This window comes from Nocardia sp. CA-128927 (assembly GCF_050955855.1).
Lineage (GTDB): Bacteria > Actinomycetota > Actinomycetes > Mycobacteriales > Mycobacteriaceae > Nocardia.
Map to the genome: position 1 here is coordinate 2,405,082 of NZ_CP192087.1, position 18,227 is coordinate 2,423,308.

An 18,227-nucleotide genomic window follows, 5' to 3' on the forward strand; every position below is an offset into this window, starting at 1 on the left:
ACCCATGACCACCATCACCCGGTCGCAAAGGCTGCGCGCCGCCTGGCGAACTGCGGTCAGCGCTGCCGCAGCGTGCCTGATCGTCACGATCAGCGCCACGACAGCCGACGCAGCGATCCCCAACCCCCTCGGCGGCGTCGCCCCCGATTTCGGACTGTTCGGACAAGCAATGGACTCCACCTGGAAACGCCTCGTGGCGTTCATCTGGGCCCTGGTGCTGATCGGCTGCGTCGTGCGAGTCATCGTCGGCGCCTTCAAGGTGCGCCGCGCCAAATCCCGCGGCTACACCAACGACCTGGCCGAAGGCTCCGAGGACCTACAAGACGCCCTGATCGCCCTCGGTCTCGTCGCGCTGGCCTCACCAATGATCGGCACCGTCCTGTTCGTCGTCGGCGGCTGAACCCGGCCGCACACCGAAGGGAAACCATATGAGCGCCAAAGGATTCGGATCACTCTCGCCCGACGCCGAGCCGCCGTCCACATCACCGGCACGCCCGGGAACGCCTGGCTCGCGACGACGCGGACTCGCGCAACGAGTCTCGATGCGGTGGCTCCTGGCGGCGGGCGCCGCCGGTCTGCTCCTGGTGACCGCGTTGTCGATGCACGGCTGCAGCGATACCAGTGGGGACGGCGGGCAAGTCCGCGCCGGGCACGGACCGACCACTGTGACCGGCGGGGTGCCCACCGGCTATACCCGGGACCGGGCAGGCGCGGCCACCGCAGCGGTCAACATCGTGCAGGCGCTGACCCAGGCCGGGCAAGGCCGCGTGACCGCGACCGCGGTGCGGTCGGCGTTGGCCGCGTCGCATCCCGGACCGGGATTGACGAAATCGATGGACATCGCCTCTGGACGTGAGCACGACAGCAATGTCCTCAATGTGCTGCCGGCGGCGGTCACCGTCGAGTCGATGAACCCCGACACCGCACAGGTCGCGGTGTGGACCGTCGCGGTGTCACGAGACTCGATCACCCCCCGCGACCCGGTTTCGGTGATGACGCTGTGGTCGAGCACCACCGTGTCGCTGGTCTGGGAACACGGCGACTGGAAAGCCAAAGACCTCGCCACCCGCAGCGGACCGACCCCGGACGAGGTCGTGGCCCCCGGCTCCGGATCACCGCTGACCCTCCCACTGCAGGGCGGCTACTACACCTTCTACGTCGACTAGGGGGCCCATGATGCGGAGAGTTCTGATGCTGTTGATCGTCACAGCGCTCTCAGCGCTGACACTGGCCGGCGCTGGCACAGCAGGGGCCGACCCCGAGTCCGGCCAGGTCGCCCCGCAGGGGTCACTGCCGAATGGATTCCCCGCGGACCTGCGCAAGTTCATCGGCAACACCCCCGAATTCAAAGCGGCGTGGTTCACGGGGACGTGCAAGGACCGTGGCGGTGACATCGGCTCCTACATCAACGCCGCGATGGCCAACGAGGACCGCCTCATCTACTGGTCGATGACCGACGAACAGAAGAAGAGCCTGCTCAACATCGGCGCGGCCACGATGCTTGGCCCCGGCCGGATGGATCCTCGGCTGGAAGCCGACGTCGAGGCGGGGCGAGAACCGCCGAATGAGTTGCTGCCCAGGGTATTCCCGTCAGGCGACCCGGCTTACGCGTTGCCGCAGCCGGCATGCGCGGACGACCTGAAGCGGTGGGCGAATCCCCAATGGAATACCTGGGGTTTCGTCTGGTCGCCCGCCCCGGACAAACAGTCCCTGACCGAAATGCGCAAGACGAGCGGCGCGGACACGGTGCCCGATAAGGCGTGGACCGCGCCATGCGGCGGCGGTGTTCCCGGAAACTACTGTACCCACGCGTTTTTCGTGAACTGCGACCAGGCCGACGCGCCGAGCGGAGACCAGCGTAACTGTGTCGCATGGAACATGCAGGTGGCGCGCTTGTTCGCTGGCACCGCGAACTGGATCGACCGGAACAAATCGCTGTCCGACCGGATCGACGAGACATTGCGCGACATGGGCGTCTACGCGGCCGGCAACGCGATGGTGAGCGCGTTCAGCTGGGTGTTCGGTACCGCGATCCCGAACATAGTCAAATTCGTCGCCGACCCGCAGTCCGTGATCGACGACTGGGCCAACGCCACCAAAGCCTCAGCCGTCGACCTGAGCAGTAAAGTTCTGCGCGGCCTCGTCGCCGTGGGCGCCTTCGACCCCTCTCAGGGATGGTTTCTGCGCTGGTACGCGCTGTCCACCGGCATCGGCATCGCCGTCATGGGTCTGATGACCCTGCTTGCGTTGTGGCGAGCGGCATCCAAGGGCGAAACCGCGAAAACCATCGCCGCCGACCTGTTCGGCTACCTCCCGGCAGGCGTCCTGCTCATGCTGTTCGCACCGTTCCTCGCGCAGCTGATCGTCGGCGCGGCGAACGCCATGTCCGAGAGCATCGTCCACATCTCCGGCCCGGATATGGGCGAAATGGTGACGAACCTGGAACACTTCAGCGGCAAACTCACCGCGCCCGCGCTGCCCGGCGGTGTCGTCGTCGGATTCATCCTGTTCCTGCTGCTCATCGCGGGTTCACTCGCCGTATTCTTCGGCCTGCTGATGCATGCGGTCGCCTTGCCCGCGTTGGCGATCGCGTCCGGCATCGGGTTCGGCATGTGGGTCCACCCGAAATGGCGCGCCAAGGCCCTGCGCCCGGTGCTGCTGTTCATCGGCCTCGTTGCCTCCAAACCCTTGCTGTTTCTGCTGCTGGCGCTGGAAACCTCCGTGGTCAATGCCGCCCTGACCGGCCAGCCCGCCGGGCAGGGCACCCTTGGCACGCTCGGGCAACTGTGCCTGGTCGTTGTCGCCTTCATCGTCGTCGGCCTCGCCCCGTGGTCACTGTTGCGATACGCCCCCCTGCTGCCTTCGCGCAGCGACGCCAACGGATTCGGCGGGCACTCCAGCTCCCTGCTCGCCGGCGCCATGGGCGGAGTCGGCGCGAACGCCCTGTCGCGACGACGGTCTCAGCACGGGTCCTCGACGTCGGACAGCGACACGTCGAAGGGATCGACGGGACAGAAAGACCGGGGAGGCGGCACCAACGGCGGCGATCCGAGTTGGCGGACCGCCGACCGGGACGACGGGCGCAGCCCGACCGAGGCACATCTGGGCGCCACCATGGGGAGCCGCCGAAACGACGCGACCTCCAATACGAAAACCGGTGACCGTCACAGCAGCAGCGGCGGCATCGGCCGCAAGCTCGCGTCCGGACTCGGCAGCGGCCTGGGCAAGGGCGCGGCGATCGTCGGCACCGCGGGAGCGGTGGCGATTCCCGTCGCGGCGGCCGGAGCCGCCGCAGCCCTGGAGAAGGGCCGTGCCGCCGCCGAATCCGCACCCGGGGAGGCCGAGGAATGACCGACCAGCAACGTACCTACATGCTCGGCGGCGAGATCGCTCGCCGCTCCTGGCTCGGACTGTCACAACCCGTGCTGGCCACTTGGGGATGCTCGATCCTCGCCGGGATCGCGCTGTATGTGATCGGCGGGGGAGCGAGCTGGTCGATCATCGGCGTCGCGGTCGAGCTGGCTGCGGTGTTCGCCGCGACCATGGAATTCGGAGGTAAACGATCCTGGGCATCGCGGTGGATGCACTCGCTGCGGACTTGGACGCGTCGCCGCCGCGGCGAACACGTCTACCGCAATCCCGCCGACCCCGCCTACAGCCGGCCTGGCCGCGACCCTGGCTGGGCGGTGCCGCCGCCGTTGGCGAACACCAGCCCGTTGGATGTGGCTGGAACCGGCCTGGACGAGATGTTCATCCTGCGCACTGCGAACCCGGGAGAGCGGACCTTCTTCACCGTGATGCTGGCCGTGGAAGGTGTGGCAGGCGGACTGCGAGGCGATGCTGCCTATGCGGCGACTTCGGCGGCGTTCGGCAGCTTCCAGGCACAGCTGGCCCGACCGGGCAGCTTCATCCGAGGGATACAGCTGGTTCACCGGTCGGTGCCACTGGACATGACCCCACATCAACGGTGGGCTGAAGAGCAGGTCGGCAGGCTCGGCGACCGACGGTTGCTGCCCGCGGTCGAGTCTTACGGTGCCCTGATCGACGTGCTCACCCCGCTCGCCGAAGAGCATCGAGTCTTCGTCGTGCTGCGCATCCCGCAAACCGACGAGTTCATGGCCGCCACCGCACGGGCGGCGCGGGCGAAGAACGCACCGATCGAAGGCGGCATCGCCGCGGTCATCCGCGACGAGGTCGAACGCACCGCACGCCTGCTGGTGTTATCCGGGATGGGTCGCGTCGAAGTTTACGGACGCAAACGCGCCTGCGCGGTGCTGCGCGGTTGTATCGATCCCGACTACCGGCTGGGCCGGCACGCCGACTCCGAATGGGACACATGCTGGCCCAGCTACATCGGCGGAACCGACTGCGTGGCGATCGGCGCCGCGGGCGCCTGGCGCACCCGAGTCGGGTTGATCCCGCCAAGCGCTATCGAGCCGATCCCACTTGGTCCGCTGTGGCTCTCACCGCTGTTGACCGGTGTGGACGCCGATCCCGGCGACGACGAAACGCCGCCGATGCCGACCATTCGCACGGTATCGGTGCGCATCGACTTCGTCGCCTCGCACAAGGCCCGTGCCGCGGCCAAAGGCGACTTCACCGCCGATGAAGCCCGAAAACAGAAGGAACGCGCCAAAGGCAAGATCAGCGATGGCTCCGCCGAAGTGCTCGCCTCCGCATCCGACCGCCGCCGCCAGGACTTGATGCCCGGCTCCGGGCACCACGGCGCGGTCTACGCCATCACGGTCGCGGTCACCGGCCGCGACGCCGACGACCTCGAGCGCGCCTGCCTGCGCGTGACCGAAGCCGCAACAGAGTCCGCCCTCGCCGAAATCCGCTGGTGTTCAGGGGATCACGATGTCGCCCTGTTTTCCACACTGCCCCTCGGGCGCGGCCTGGCCGAAACGAGGCACACCCGATGACCCGCAAACGCAACCGCGCCAAGCACTCCGGCAAGACCGGCGGCGAGCCGAGATTCAGCCGAAGACTTCCGTGGCGCGCACGCCGGGCTCGCAGGGCCAGTGCGGTGGCCGAGGACGTCGAGCAGTCGCGGCGCGGTGTGCCGAGACGGCGGCGGATGCTCGATAGATACGGCTGGTACGAGCAACGCCCCGAAGGGGCGTGGACCACCACCCGCCAAGCCGAGGCGCTCAACCTGGCCACCAGCCGCCGCTCCTCGCGGCACGAAGGCGTGGTTGCCGGACTCAACATCGTCTCCGGCGAACTCGAGATCCTTGACCCGTTCGCCCTCTATGGCGACACGATCTCCGGTATCAACGTCTGCGTCATCGGCGATATCGGCCAAGGAAAATCCGCGCTGATCAAAACCGCATTCGGGCTACGCCAACTCGTCGCCGACCGGCAAGTCGTCATCCTGGACAAGAAACCGCAATCCGGGTGCGGCGAGTACACACCGATCGCCCAGACGCTCGGGGCGGCGTCGATCCGGTTCCGAGCCGGCGGCGGTGCATGCGTCAACCTGCTCGACCCCGCGATCAGCACCGGCGGCGAACACGCCGGCGGCCTGTCGGGCATCGTGCCCGCCGGCCAAGAAGCACTCGTGCTGGCGGTGCTGGCCGACAGCATGGGCCGCGAACTCGACGAACGAGAGAAATCCGCTGTCGGGCTCGCGCTCGAGCTCGTCAACGCCGACGCTCGCGACCAGGGGCGCGCCCCGGTGATCCGTGACCTGGCGATGCGACTGCTCGATCCGCACACAGACGATTTCGACACCGTCGGCGATCGATGGGCCGAGCGCGGTCTCGAATGGGGCCTTGAGCCGGGCCTGGCCCTGCTGCGGCTGGCCGACCGAGACCTCAAAGGACTGGTCGACGGCGAAACCAGCCAGGAAATCCGCGACAGCCTCGACACCCACCCCCTGGTCCATTTCGACCTGTCCGCCCTGCCGACCGACGGGCCCGCACTGCGGGTTGTCATGACCGTGATCAACACCTGGCTGGCAAACCGGCTCGCCGCCCGCTCCTCGCGCTTCGCCCAAACGATTCTCGTAGTCGAAGAAGGCTGGCACGTCGCCCAAGGCAGCACCGGCGAAGTGTTCCAGACGAACATGAAACTCTCACGCGGGCTCGGTCTGTGCACTGTGTCGGCGTTCCACCACATCAGCGATCTGCCGGTCGACTCACCGGCGAGGGCACTGATGCAGGAAGCCTCGATCGTCGTGCTCATGGGGCAAGGCCGCGAAGACGACGTGCGCGAAACCTGCCGGATGTACCGGCTTCCACCGGGGACCGAGGAAACCCTGATGCGCCTGGGCCGCGGCCAAGCCCTGGTCAAGATCGGGCGCCGCGATCCATTTCTTTTGCAGCACATCCGATCCCCGCTGGAGGTCGAACTCACCGACACCGATAGCGCGGTTAAGGGGGTTTCCGCAGCATGAGCGCCCAACGACCGCCGCTGCCCAATCCCATCCGCATGGAACCGGTCCTTCCGGCCGGGGTTGTGCTGGGCCTGCACATCGTGTGCGGCGGGTTCGTCGCCGTGTTCGGCGGCGGGGCCCTATCTGCGTTGCTGTGTCTGCGCGGCCCCGCCGCTCCCGGCTGGCATGAGCTCGCCCCGACGCTGGCCCGGCTGACCGAACACTGGAGTGATCCCGCCGCCGCGTGGCCAGCTGACCCGCGACCTGGCCCCGCCTGGCTGACCTGGATCTGCATGATTCTCGTCGCCATCGCCTGGTGTAGCGCGGTGGCGATCGTCGGCGCCGAAATCGACTCCCGCCGCCGTCACCGCCGTCGCCGTGTCGGGCTGGCAACCCGTGGTGACTTGCGCCGGATCGGACTCGACCCGTATACGGCCGCCCGCAAATCCGCTGCCGAATTCCCCGAACAAGCACGGCGCGAGCCGCGGCGGTATCGACGGAGGTGGCGGCGATGAACCTCGGGAATCGACTCCGTCGACGGCCGGTAGTTCCGGATCGGCTGACCGTGCGGGTCGGGGTCCTGGCCACCGACCCCCGAGCGTGGGTGTGTCTGTCGCCTCGTGACGGTGTCATCGTCTACGGCCCCACCGGATCCGGTAAGACCTGGCGGCTGGCGTACCAGCGTGTGTGCGACGCACCCGGATTCGTTGCCGCCACCTCGACCAAAACCGATCTGATGGCGTCGACGTTCCTCGAACGGGCCGCACAGGGACGCATCGCGGTGTTCGACCCCGAAGACCTCTCGGGATGGCCCGGGAAAATCCGATGGTCACTGCTGTCCGGCTGCGCGGACCCGGACGTGGCGATCCGCCGCGCCGAAGCGCTCACCAAAGCGATGCCGCTGGAAGGCACCAAGAACGGCGGCTACTTCGAATCCAAAGCCGCCACTTTGTTGCGCTGCTACCTGCACGCCGCCGCCCTCGACGACCGATCGATTCGCGACGTTCGCGTCTGGGTGCCTAGCCGCACCAACCGCACCGCCGTCGACATCCTTGGCGCCCACCTACCCGACTGGGCCGCCGAACTCGACCAGATCTTGGGCTCCAGCTCCGAATCCAGCGACGATGTCCTCGCCGCTGCCGCACGCCTGCTCGAACCTCTCGCCTCACCGAAGATGCTCGCTGCGGTGGATGTTCCTGGCGCGGAGTCCTTCGATGTCGAGCCGTTCGTCTTGGACACCACGCACGCGAACACCCTCTACCTGCTGTCCAAAGGCACGTCACAGAGCATGGCTCCGTTTGTCGCCGCCCTGGCCGCCGAGGTCCACCACGTCGCCGACCGTGCCTCTCAGAAGCGGCCCGGCAAACGGCTCGACCCGCCTGTGCGGCTGGTGCTCGACGAAGTCAACAACGTCGCACCGATCCCGGAACTGCCCAGCATCATGACCGACAGCGGCGGCAAAGGCATCACCGTCTGGGCGTTCGCGCACAACCAATCCCAGAACGAACTGCGATGGGGCCAGATCGGCGGGCGCACGCTCGGCCAATCACCACCGGCCATGCTGCTGCTGCCCGGCCTGCGCGGCGACGAACTCGAAGCCGTCTCCCGGCTGCTCGGGCAACGCAAACAATGGGAAGCCAGCCTGTCGCGGTCCATGGGGCGCAGCTACTCCCAACGCGACGAACCGGTCCTGCGTGCCGACGAAATCCGCGAACTCGACCAAGACCAAGGGCTGCTGATCTACCGCCACGCGCCCGCCGCTGTACTGCGCCTGCCCAGCGTATGGGACGACCCCCACACCCAACGTCAGGTCAAGGCGGCACTGGAGACCTTCGAAACCATCGTCGCCACAGGCGAAGTCCCACCACACCTGCGGCACGACGCGTCGGAAGCGAGGCAGGGATGACCGTTGAACCGCACATAATCCAGGACACGACGCTCGACCGGCCCCATCGACGCACGGGCCGCGACGGCGCCTGCCGATTCAGCTGGGCCGACCTAGACACCGACACCGCCGCACAACTGTGGCGCGAACTCGCCGACTGGGTCGACTGGCTGCGGCATCGCTACCAACTCGGCAGCCGCGTCCCCACCTGCTGGTACCGGCACGGCAGCGCCGTGGAAACGCTCACCGCGCTCATGGCCGCACACCACGCCGCTTACCTACCCGGACCCGACCAACACGACACACCCCGAGAAGACCTCATAGCCTGGCACCAGCAATGGCTCTGGCCAGCCGTCGAGCAACTCACTCGGATCAGCGACTTCTCCGGCTGCGGACCGGGGCGCTGCGGCTACCGCACTCAACCCCAACTCACGGATCCCGGATTCGACGACTTCGTCCACAGCGATCTCGCCGACCGACCCGAAGCCGCGCTGAACCCCGCGGCGCCGGAGGAGACCACCGGACCGGAACTCGTCGGCGACGAGGACATGGCCGAACTCATCGCAACCCAATCCGCGCAATCGATCCAAGCAGCCGGACGCACCGTCGCGGTCCGCTACGACGGCCGCGTTTGGGTGTACTCGCGCATCGCCGGCGGCTGGATCCCCGAACGCGCCAGCAGGCGAGGGCCATGACCACCAACCGACCGCACCCCGACAATCGCGAAAGGCGTTGACAGCCAATGTATGTCATCAACGGACAGGTCATCGACGGTGACCGGAGCAACGCCCAAGCGGTGCTTGCTACAGCACACACGACCGGAACCCGGCCACGCTGCACGTGCCAAGGCGCAGACGGCGTCGACATGTACATCGCCAAGGTCAGCGGTCGATACCTGATCAAACGAATGCCCGGCACCGGATCGACCCACGACCCGATCTGTACCTCCTACGCACCGCCACCCGAAGTTTCCGGGCTGGCGGAGCTGCTGGGAAAGGCGGTGAAAGAGCACCCGGAAGCCACCCGGATCACCCTCGGATTCCCTCTGACGCACCACCGACGCCGCACTGACGCCGCTGCCGCGGCCACCGAGATCGATGACAGCGGAGGCGATCCCACCAAGCTGACGTTGCGCGGTCTCCTGCACCTGCTTTGGGACGACGCCGGATTCACCCGGTGGACACCGGGCATGCTCGGCAAACGCAACTGGGCCACGATCCGCAAGTATCTGCTCTCCGCCGCGGAAGACAAGATGACCTACCGGACTCCGTTGGTCGATCGGCTCTGGATCCCCGAAACGTTCAACTCGGACCGCAAGGCCGAGATCATTGCCCGGCGCACGGCTGCCTTGGCCTACATCACCGGAACCCGATCGCGCCGCCGACTCATGATCGCCGTCGGCGAGATCAAACGCATCACGCCGACGACAACCGGCGCCGCACTGCTGTTGAAGCACGTACCCGATCGCCCGCTGCACGTAATGCACGAGACATACGCGCGGATGGCCGCGACGTTCAGCACCGAACTCTCGCTGCGAGCCGACAACACCGACACGCATCTGATCGGAATCCTCACCTTCGGTGAATCAGACGACGGCACAACCGATGTCGAACAGATCGCGGTCATGACGGTGACTCAAGACTGGATTCCCGTCACAACAGAAGGGGAAAAGCGCCTCGTCGACCGGCTCACCGACGACCGACGACGGTTCGTGAAATCACTTCGCTACAACCTGGGCCCGGACACCCCCATGGCCGCGCTCACACTCATCGACACCTGCCCGGTCACGGCGTGCTACATCATCGGCCCCGACGACAGCGCCCGGCAGCGCAGCGGCATCGACTCACTCATCTCGACTTCGCAGCTGGAGTCATGGATCTTCGACGCCGCCACCGAAACACCCCCACCACCAGCGGCGGCACCGCGTGACCGGCGATCTCACGACGAAGCCGACCAGCCCACCCTCGACGTCGAACTCGCAGACCCGCCTGCTAATCGCACACACGGGCCGGACACGACGCAACCGCTAATTGGAGTGCAAGCGCATGAAGGGAACCACGGCTATGAGTGACTTCGACTTCTGGCGCGACGTCATCGGCCAGCCGCCCGACGCGACGCTCGCTGCGCAACGCGACCGACTACGTGAACGCTTCGATCCGCAGCACCAGGCGTACGCCGAACTGGAAAAGTTGCGCGACCGCGGGGTGAACGTTGTGTTCGCCGCCGCGACCGAGACCCAGCCGTATCGCGTCGTGCAGATCACCTTCACCGAACACCGCGAGTTCGCTGCCCGAGAACTGGTCGCAGATCCCGAGTGGTCGCCCTCGCCATCAGTATCCGCACCCATGTATCTCGACGGGGTTCCCTTGCGCCCGATCGGCGACTACCGCTTGGACGACACGCAACGTCTGGCAGCGGTGATAGGCCAACTGAAAACCGGGCCAACACTCAACGGCACGCCACCAACCCGCCGTGAGCCCGTCCTGGTGCCAGCGGCGCACGAAGCAATCCTTCTCGAGTTCTTGACCGATCTCGACAGCCACCTCGGTCGAGTTCAGGAAAGAGGCACTTTGGACGCACTGCTTGCTGCTCGTCAGGCCGTGAGCAGCGAAATGGGCGTCATGCGACTCGGGGATATGCACCCAGAGATCTACTGGGAGTGCGAGGTGCTGCAGGCCGAGCTCGACGGAAGGATCGGGAGGGTCCTGGACGGTCTCGAGCCTTTGGACGAAAAGGCAACGGGATACGTCGATCCCGACCCATGGGGCCACTACCTCGATTCATCGACGACCGGTCTCATCGACTTCGTCGACACCAGGTCGGCGCAGATCGCCGATCAGATCGAGACCGCCGTCCGACACCGGTTCGACCCGGCATACCCGCAGTGGAAAGCACTGTACGACGCTGAAATCCGCGGAGTCTATGTCGAATTCGCCGCACCGGCGGCCGGTAATCCTGGACGACGCGTCTCGATCCGCTACAGCAGCGATGCCGGGCAGTGGCAGGCCCGCGAATACCGTCGCGAACTCAACGAGCACGGCCACCTCACAGCGCACGTCGGTGACTACCTGGTCGACTCCGGAGTGCACCCGTGGCTCGGCGAATTCCTCGACGGGCTGGAAACCAGGCCCGTCCTTATCTACGCCCAGACAGGAGAAGCGATTCCGCGTCCAGCGGTTCACCCTCCCGACACGGCACAGGCACAGCTGTGGAACTACGTGACTGACGTCGCCGAACTTGCCGCCGGGCTGGAAATAGCACGCGAAACCGCAGGTTATCGCGCCGCGCACGAGGAGCTCGCCGACGCGATCAACGAACCAGGCCACAGCACAGAGTGGACACACGCCGCCCAACAGCTGCTGGACGAATTCGGCGGCCGGATCGCGATTTCCGACGCCGTCCGCGAATCGTCGGGTCGCTCAACCGAACGCATCGGCGACCGGCTGAGGCCACTCGAACCGACCGATCGCGGGGGCCGAGTCTTGGACGGCTCCGGTAGTTGGGCGCGAGGCGGTGACCAGACCCAAGGCAGCTCAGCACAGCGCACCGAAGCAACTAGCCCTGACTCCACTACGTCGTGGGCGCAGCGCATACGTAGGGGCCGGTCGAAACCCCCGGCGGCGCAACGGCGCCGCCGCATCTGAACTCCGCGTAACCCGCAGCGAAGGAGGCACGCGATGACAACACCGTTCACATCCCGAATCGCAGCGCACTGCGCTGCCGAGCGGCAGGAGCAACGGCCATGGCTGAGCCGCTGATCGACCGCGACGTCGAAGCCATCTCCGCCGTCGCCGCCCTGGTGAACTCCGGCGACCTGCGCCGCGCCAAACAGCAGGTACGCGAACTCGCCAAGACGATCGACGCTGAACGGCTCGGCATGATCTGGCAGTGCGTCTCGATCTGGGAGCGCCACCCATACGAGCAGGCCAAAGCCGAGATGAGACAGCTCTGGCACAACAACCCGCAACAGCGCGCACTCATCGAAAAGCTGGTACCGCCAACCGATCCCCACGTGCACCAGGCGCCAGACAACCCGCTGCCCGCACGACCGGCCGGAGGACGGCACATACGCGCGAGCGCCACAGGCACCGGCAGCGATTCCTACCGACCACCCCGCGACACCCGCCGTCGCGTGGACCCGGCGCTGCGGACCGGCCCAACCCGGCCGTCCAACCGCGAGGAAAACGCCGTCGTTGATTCGTATTTCGGTGACACCGCCGCCGACCAGCACACCCGCGCCGCGGCATTACATCACCGCAAGCGCGCTGGCGAGGACACGACCGACGACACCGAGCTGGTGAACGAGGTACCGGATGGGCGGGCAGGCGTCGACGACAACAAACCGCACGCCCGCGACAGTCGAAAACCCCTCGCATCACTGGATATTCAGCACGACAGCGACTACGACGACGACCGCTACAAAGAAGTCGAGGACTACTACCGAGACCACGACAAAGAAGACACCGCCCCAACCCTGCGCGGGCTTCCGTGCGTGGGCTGCCGCCTCGAACGCGCGGCACTCGACAACAGCACCTCACCCTACGGGCTGCCCTACAACGAACGCATCCGAACCGGACGCGGCGACGACGGCCTGTGCAACCCATGCCGGATCGACGGCATGACCGGAATCCGGGAACTTCCACTGGAACACAGCAGGATCGACGCCATCAACGCCCGATGCGAATTCATCGCCGAACACAGCGGCCCGGCCGCGCGCAACATCCTTCGGCAGGAATCGCGCCTCTGCAGGGAAATGGGTGACATCGGATACCGCGCCATCGAAACCTGGGTCCGCAACCACCCGGAACTGCCTCAGACACCAAAACAGCCGAAACCGCGTAGCGCATCGACCGCCGGCCGCGAGCCCACCAGTGCCAGCAACGGATGGTGCGAGGGCTGCGACGAGTTCCGCCAGGTCACCGACGGACAGTGTCTCGACTGCCGTCCCGCCTCGACTGCTCCACCCAGCAGGCTGCTCAAAACAGGCGAGGTGCGCAACCGGAGCGAGCGCATCGAGCACACACAACAGCCCGCCACGGCCGTCACCACAGAACAACGGCGCCAACGACTCTGGCGAACCCAATCCGTGGCCCGGCAGACCGGCCAGCGCCGCCACCTGTAAGTCGTACCCGACTCACCCATCGAGGACCGCCATGACCACGAGACAACCTCGGCGAGCCACCTCCTACCTCGCCGCATTCGCAATCCTCACCGACCCTGCCCGGCCCCACGAAACACCCCTACCCAGCTGGGGCGAGTTCGACACGCTGCACGAGGCGCTGATATGGCTGCACGACCATGCACACGACGACACATCGGCGTCCAGAACAACCCTGGCCGCAGCAGCCATCTACGCCCGATCTGCCGGCCGACAAGAATTCGCACCGATACGCCGATTCGGTGTCGGCACCGGCCCCGAGATCGCCGACACAATCCGGACGGCGATCACGACGGCTCGCCCCGCTCAGCAGCCGACCGAAACAGCACGGAAGAGGTCGGCCGCCGGCGATCCCGCGTCCGAGGCAGCCCAAGGGCTGGACCAGGTCCTCGCAAGCGGCATCAGCATCCAGTTCGCCGATCCCGCTGAACCCAGGCGCGTCCTCACCGTCGGCATGATTGATCGGGAATGGACGACCGTCGAGTACCGGCAAGATCACCGGCGCCACAACGAACTTCGCGAAATCGGCCGCGTCGGTGTCCCGCATTACGCCCGAGTCACCGACATGCTCGGCGACCTTGCCATCGGCGCCCCCTACCGCGACACCGCGCGAGCCGGACAGCACCTGCCCGTGGTGACCGTACCGGCCGACATCGTGCAAGACCTCTGCGCGTTCCAAGGCCGCCTGGATGCGTTAGCGGCGAGGGCCCGGATATGCGCGTGCGATCATCCGGAGATCCTCCCCACCGCGCCACACGGCGGCGCCGTCGCGGCAGCTGGACCCGAAACCGCCACGACCAGCACCCGCCTCAACGACGACACGGCGCGCAGCCGACGCAGGACGCACAGGCGCCGCCGCACGGCAGGTGCACGAGCACGACGAAAGGCTCGGTTGTGAGCCGCATTCCGCTGCAAATCCTCGACTCCGCCCACTACCCGCCACGTCCGCTCCTCAACCCCGATGAGCTCGTCATTGCCGACCTCAAAAGCACCATGGCTGACAAGACCATCCTCGGCACAGACCAGATGGAACTTGGCCGGTGCGGTCGTTCCTTAGTAACTCAAGTTCCTTGCCATTCCGCGTCCGCACGAATAAACTCTAATAACCGCCGGACGCCTTCGATATTGCAGTTCGCGGGGCCATCTGACGACAATAGATCTTCCAGTTCGCGAACCGCTAACCGTGGCTCGCCGGCTTCCCATAGCGATTGAGCCTTATGAAACCGAGCTTCCCACACGGTTTCATGCTGGACTCCACTATTCTCGGAAACTCCAATGGCGAGGGCATCAAAGTGCTTCGCCGCTTCCTCAGGATTACCCGACCGCTTAAACGTCACAGCGAGATTCTGGTGCGTCGTCAGCGTTTCTGAATGCGAAGCTCCTAATGTACGAATCCGACGCTCCAGAACATCTTCGAGCCGAATTCTCCGTTCACCGAGTTGGCGAGTATCCACCAGCGCCATGGCTAGATTATGGTTCATCCGCAAAGTTTCAGGATGGTCTTCGCCCAGGATACGCTGGCACCTGGGCAAGGCATCTCGGTATTCCGCCTCAGCTTCGACGAAACGTCCCTGCGCGCTGAGCGAGAACGCGAGATTCCCCTGAACATGCAAAGTGTGCGGATGATCGATTCCCACTGTTCGCGAATAGATCTCGCGGATAGCACGATACTCGGCTTCAGCCTCGGCGACGAGACCCTGATCTTCCAGAACCCGGGCAAGCGACTTCCGCGTCGCCAGTGTAACGGAGTGCTCTGGTCCATGCGTGCGTGTCTGAACTTCAAGAACCGCAGCGTTCTCTCTTTCAGCATCCTCAAGCTTGCCGATGACTCTCATTAATACCGCAAGGTTATGGCGGATCGTTAACACGAGCGGCTGTTCGACAGAATGATTATCAGCTGCTGCGGCCAGTGCTTTACGGTATGCAGCCTCGGCTTCGTCGTAATGTCCGAATTCTTTCAAGCACACTCCCAATGTGTTTAGTACATCAAGAGTGTCGGGATGACCCAATCCAAATCGACTTGTTCGGTCCTCCGCCATCTCTCGCAACTGTTCGATGGCTTCGCGGAGTCGGCCCTGCTGGCCATACACCGCCACCAAATTGTGCATCAACGAACTGCGCAGACTGTCTGACTCCGGTAGTGCGTCGAGTACCTCACGTAGCGTCACCTCTGAGTCGAAAAGCTCGCCCTTTTGCAGCAGGAGCATTCCAATAGCCGCCTGAACGCTTGCTACATTTCGATGACTCGAACCCAAAGTCGTTGTCATATCCACAAAGACCTGGTTTAGCTCGACCAGAGCTTCATCGGTACGACCGAGGTATCCTAGGGACTCAGCCCACTCCATCCGCGCGTTCAATGTGGTTGGATTTGTCTCGCCATGCCGGGTCATCGATGCAGACAAAACCGATCTATAGTCCGATTCCGATTCAATCAGTTCACCCATAGAGCGGAGCGCCGCTGCTCGACTTCCCATCATCCCCAGAACTATGGGATGGTCGCCAACAAGGTGATCCTTGTTCGCCTCCAAGAGGTTGGAGAATACAGACGCTGCACTCTCTGCGTCGATGTCGCCGCGCTTCGTCTCAAATACGGCCAGTACATATCTTGATTCAACAGTTTGGGGATGATCTTGGCCTAGTACGCGATTTCGGACATCAAGGATTTCGCGATACTCCGACTCGGCGAACTTCTCGTCTCCCTGAAGCAACAGCGTAGTGGCCAGGCTTTCTCGTGTGATCAAAGTGGAGGGATGATCATATCCCAGGACCCCACGTTCGACCTCAAGAACTTCGCGCAGAACTTGTTCCGCCTGTCGGAAGTCGCCCTGCTCGCGAAGTGAGATGGCAAACTCGTGCTTTGCTTCCAGTACGTCGGGGTGACTATCTCCCAGCGCCTTTCGGAGTCCATCAAAGATACGCTCCCCTTCGTTCGCAGCTTCTTCGAATCGCCCCTGGCAACGAACGCATATGGCACGCGCATGGCGTGACCGAAGAGTCGTGACTGCATCTGCGCCGAATAATGCAGTCTCACTCCGGATAATCTCGTCATACTCGCGTTCGGCTTCGGCGAACTTTCCCCGCCTTGTTGTCACGGAGGCATGCTCATATCGGATCGCCAACGTGGTAGTATCCGCTCCGCCCAGGTGCGCTGAACATAATTGGACCAAAGTCTTGAGTTCATCCTCGGCCGCTATTAGGTCACCCATTTCCTTAACGGCAATAATACGTTGTCGTCTGATGTTTAGGATTACCCATGCGGGAAGCTCGTCCTCTTCGGCGATCTCGTGTATTCTATCGGAAAAACTGATTGCCGTTTGATAATCACCTCTGAATTGGAGGTAGGCAACTGCAACGCTTGCGGCGGCAAGGATATCGCTTAGGGCGGAAGTTTTCATGGTTTTCCACATTGAGAATCGATCGACTACGGAAAGCCAGTGGTGAATTAACCCATGCCAAGATGGCCACGAGGAGGGATCTCGCGGATTTTCCCGGTATGGCGTTGCCTGGAATAGTAGCGATATAGCCGAAATCCAAAAATCGCGATAACGCCCCGGTTCCAAACGTGAATTGGAGTCTACTATCTCCGCGACGAGCCTGTGGATTTGATACATCGGCCCATCGGGGGTCGAACTTACTTCCATCAATCCGAATCTTCGCAATCCGGCGATGGTTGTCTTAACGGTCGATGTTGGAAACTCTTTTCCCCATATGGGCAGGTTCACGACCTTGGATGGATCGACCAGCGATTTTGGCAATGGCACCCCTGGTGCGAAACACGAGTATAGGTTTAGGATGACATCCGAATTTATCACACCTTGTTTTCGCAGTAGCTCGATGGACAATGTCCAAGTCTTGGCGACCGCATGCCGTGCTCTTTGGTCATCGCTACTCAAATCGCCTCGAAGACCGTCCAATGATTCATCGAGCAACAATGGCGAAGCATCGAGTGCGGCAACATACTCGCCGAACGTTTGGGCTTCAGTCAAAGGGTCATCTTGTGCGGCTGATAAATGACTAGCTGCAAGATGCAGTGCGAGCGGGAGATCGCCCAGCCGATCCGCTAAGAGCGAGGCTGCCTGCCTATCTCCTGATTGCGGCGCCGAGGTGCACAGCATGTTTATGGATGCATCTCTAGCGAGCGGCTTGAGGAGACTGACTTCGGCTGCTTTTTGACTCCACGAGCGGCTATCGCTATCACGGGTGGTGACAATCACTCCCGTGGAATTACCTACGGGAGGTCGTACCCAGCCTGTGCAATCTCGGAGGGAACTTCCCTGGCAGCAGAGGGCATCGAGATCATCGGCGTCATCGAAGATCAACAACCATGGACGGTCGAAGGTGGAGAGCGACTTCCAAACCAGGTCAGCCGACGGGCGTCCACCTTTCTCCCACGTATGTGACGCCTGCAGGGCAGATACGCCGGTCATCAGGGCTACCTGACGCATGCCATCAGATACGCTTTCGGAGGATTCGGCGCGAATCCAGAAGATCACGGTGCCCTGCTCCTTGGCGCGTAGCGCTTCGGCGAGAGCTACCGTCGTCTTCCCAACACCTCCAAGCCCGCAGAAGACTTGAATCCGGCTACTCGATGGACCGTGTGGGGTGCGCAGTCGATCTAACTCGCCGTCACGACCGTGTATCGCCTCGGGAAGGCGTCCAATTGGCGCTTCGACACTGCAGAGAGCAAGCATCTCGTCGAGAGTCGGGACCACGTCGGCAATCCCGAAATTGATTATGCCCTCGTTGTTGCCATAGATGTTGACCTGCCGGGCGGCGCCCGCTGCAAGAGGATTGAAATCGCTCATTGC

General features: G+C 64.2%; 13 protein-coding genes. 12 read left to right on the forward strand and 1 reads right to left on the reverse strand.

Features of this window, described 5'->3' with window-relative positions:
* Positions 1-4: 4 nt before the first annotated feature.
* The 12 genes from ACQPW1_RS11425 to ACQPW1_RS11480 all read left to right on the forward strand — a co-directional run bounded on the left by ACQPW1_RS11425 (position 5) and on the right by ACQPW1_RS11480 (position 14,317).
* Entirely contained in the window at positions 5-400 is a 396-nt protein-coding gene (locus ACQPW1_RS11425; RefSeq protein ID WP_433662694.1) for a hypothetical protein, read from the forward strand.
* Between the two features lie 142 nt (positions 401-542).
* Positions 543-1,166 carry a hypothetical protein gene (locus tag ACQPW1_RS11430; protein WP_433662695.1) on the forward strand — a complete coding sequence of 208 codons (624 nt, stop codon included), beginning with the start codon at positions 543-545 and terminating at the stop codon, positions 1,164-1,166.
* A 25-nt stretch (positions 1,167-1,191) separates the two neighbouring features.
* Positions 1,192-3,351 carry a hypothetical protein gene (locus ACQPW1_RS11435; RefSeq protein ID WP_433662696.1) on the forward strand — a complete coding sequence of 720 codons (2,160 nt, stop codon included), beginning with the start codon at positions 1,192-1,194 and terminating at the stop codon, positions 3,349-3,351.
* Complete coding sequence (locus ACQPW1_RS11440) at positions 3,348-4,922, forward strand: hypothetical protein (protein WP_433662697.1); 1,575 nt, start codon at positions 3,348-3,350, stop codon at positions 4,920-4,922. The genes ACQPW1_RS11435 and ACQPW1_RS11440 overlap by 4 nt, the downstream gene beginning before the upstream one ends.
* Positions 4,919-6,397 (forward strand): ATP/GTP-binding protein, encoded by a 1,479-nt coding sequence (locus ACQPW1_RS11445; RefSeq protein ID WP_433662698.1) that lies wholly within the window; start codon positions 4,919-4,921, stop codon positions 6,395-6,397. The genes ACQPW1_RS11440 and ACQPW1_RS11445 overlap by 4 nt, the downstream gene beginning before the upstream one ends.
* Positions 6,394-6,891: a hypothetical protein gene (locus tag ACQPW1_RS11450; RefSeq protein ID WP_433662699.1), complete on the forward strand. Its 498-nt coding sequence runs from the start codon at positions 6,394-6,396 to the stop codon at positions 6,889-6,891. The genes ACQPW1_RS11445 and ACQPW1_RS11450 overlap by 4 nt, the downstream gene beginning before the upstream one ends.
* Positions 6,888-8,282 carry a type IV secretory system conjugative DNA transfer family protein gene (locus tag ACQPW1_RS11455; RefSeq protein ID WP_433662700.1) on the forward strand — a complete coding sequence of 465 codons (1,395 nt, stop codon included), beginning with the start codon at positions 6,888-6,890 and terminating at the stop codon, positions 8,280-8,282. Before ACQPW1_RS11450 ends, ACQPW1_RS11455 begins: the two co-directional genes overlap by 4 nt.
* Positions 8,279-8,956, forward strand: a complete 678-nt coding sequence (locus tag ACQPW1_RS11460; protein ID WP_433662701.1) for a hypothetical protein — start codon at positions 8,279-8,281, stop codon at positions 8,954-8,956. The genes ACQPW1_RS11455 and ACQPW1_RS11460 overlap by 4 nt, the downstream gene beginning before the upstream one ends.
* Before the next feature lie 47 nt (positions 8,957-9,003).
* Complete coding sequence (locus tag ACQPW1_RS11465) at positions 9,004-10,332, forward strand: DUF1173 family protein (RefSeq protein WP_433662702.1); 1,329 nt, start codon at positions 9,004-9,006, stop codon at positions 10,330-10,332.
* On the forward strand, positions 10,325-11,905 hold the full coding sequence (locus ACQPW1_RS11470; RefSeq protein ID WP_433662703.1) for a hypothetical protein: 1,581 nt from the start codon (positions 10,325-10,327) through the stop codon (positions 11,903-11,905). Before ACQPW1_RS11465 ends, ACQPW1_RS11470 begins: the two co-directional genes overlap by 8 nt.
* A gap of 98 nt (positions 11,906-12,003) precedes the next feature.
* Positions 12,004-13,383 (forward strand): hypothetical protein, encoded by a 1,380-nt coding sequence (locus tag ACQPW1_RS11475; protein WP_433662704.1) that lies wholly within the window; start codon positions 12,004-12,006, stop codon positions 13,381-13,383.
* A gap of 31 nt (positions 13,384-13,414) precedes the next feature.
* A complete protein-coding gene (locus ACQPW1_RS11480; protein WP_433662705.1) occupies positions 13,415-14,317 on the forward strand; it encodes a hypothetical protein in 903 nt (300 codons plus the stop codon).
* 163 nt (positions 14,318-14,480) lie between these two features.
* On the opposite strand, the gene fxsT is transcribed toward ACQPW1_RS11480, so the two are convergent.
* Positions 14,481-18,224: an FxSxx-COOH system tetratricopeptide repeat protein gene (gene fxsT, locus ACQPW1_RS11485; protein WP_433662706.1), complete on the reverse strand. Its 3,744-nt coding sequence runs from the start codon at positions 18,222-18,224 to the stop codon at positions 14,481-14,483.
* Positions 18,225-18,227: the final 3 nt, after the last annotated feature.

Excerpts from the sequence above, each read along its gene's own strand:
- ACQPW1_RS11425 (WP_433662694.1), top strand. The coding sequence starts at position 5 with ATGACCACCATCACCCGGTCGCAAAGGCTGCGCGCCGCCTGGCGAACT.
- ACQPW1_RS11430 (WP_433662695.1), top strand. The coding sequence starts at position 543 with ATGCGGTGGCTCCTGGCGGCGGGCGCCGCCGGTCTGCTCCTGGTGACC.
- ACQPW1_RS11435 (WP_433662696.1), top strand. The coding sequence starts at position 1,192 with ATGCTGTTGATCGTCACAGCGCTCTCAGCGCTGACACTGGCCGGCGCT.
- ACQPW1_RS11440 (WP_433662697.1), top strand. The coding sequence starts at position 3,348 with ATGACCGACCAGCAACGTACCTACATGCTCGGCGGCGAGATCGCTCGC.
- ACQPW1_RS11445 (WP_433662698.1), top strand. The coding sequence starts at position 4,919 with ATGACCCGCAAACGCAACCGCGCCAAGCACTCCGGCAAGACCGGCGGC.
- ACQPW1_RS11450 (WP_433662699.1), top strand. The coding sequence starts at position 6,394 with ATGAGCGCCCAACGACCGCCGCTGCCCAATCCCATCCGCATGGAACCG.
- ACQPW1_RS11455 (WP_433662700.1), top strand. The coding sequence starts at position 6,888 with ATGAACCTCGGGAATCGACTCCGTCGACGGCCGGTAGTTCCGGATCGG.
- ACQPW1_RS11460 (WP_433662701.1), top strand. The coding sequence starts at position 8,279 with ATGACCGTTGAACCGCACATAATCCAGGACACGACGCTCGACCGGCCC.
- ACQPW1_RS11465 (WP_433662702.1), top strand. The coding sequence starts at position 9,004 with ATGTATGTCATCAACGGACAGGTCATCGACGGTGACCGGAGCAACGCC.
- ACQPW1_RS11470 (WP_433662703.1), top strand. The coding sequence starts at position 10,325 with ATGAGTGACTTCGACTTCTGGCGCGACGTCATCGGCCAGCCGCCCGAC.
- ACQPW1_RS11475 (WP_433662704.1), top strand. The coding sequence starts at position 12,004 with ATGGCTGAGCCGCTGATCGACCGCGACGTCGAAGCCATCTCCGCCGTC.
- ACQPW1_RS11480 (WP_433662705.1), top strand. The coding sequence starts at position 13,415 with ATGACCACGAGACAACCTCGGCGAGCCACCTCCTACCTCGCCGCATTC.
- fxsT (WP_433662706.1), bottom strand. The coding sequence starts at position 18,224 with ATGAGCGATTTCAATCCTCTTGCAGCGGGCGCCGCCCGGCAGGTCAAC.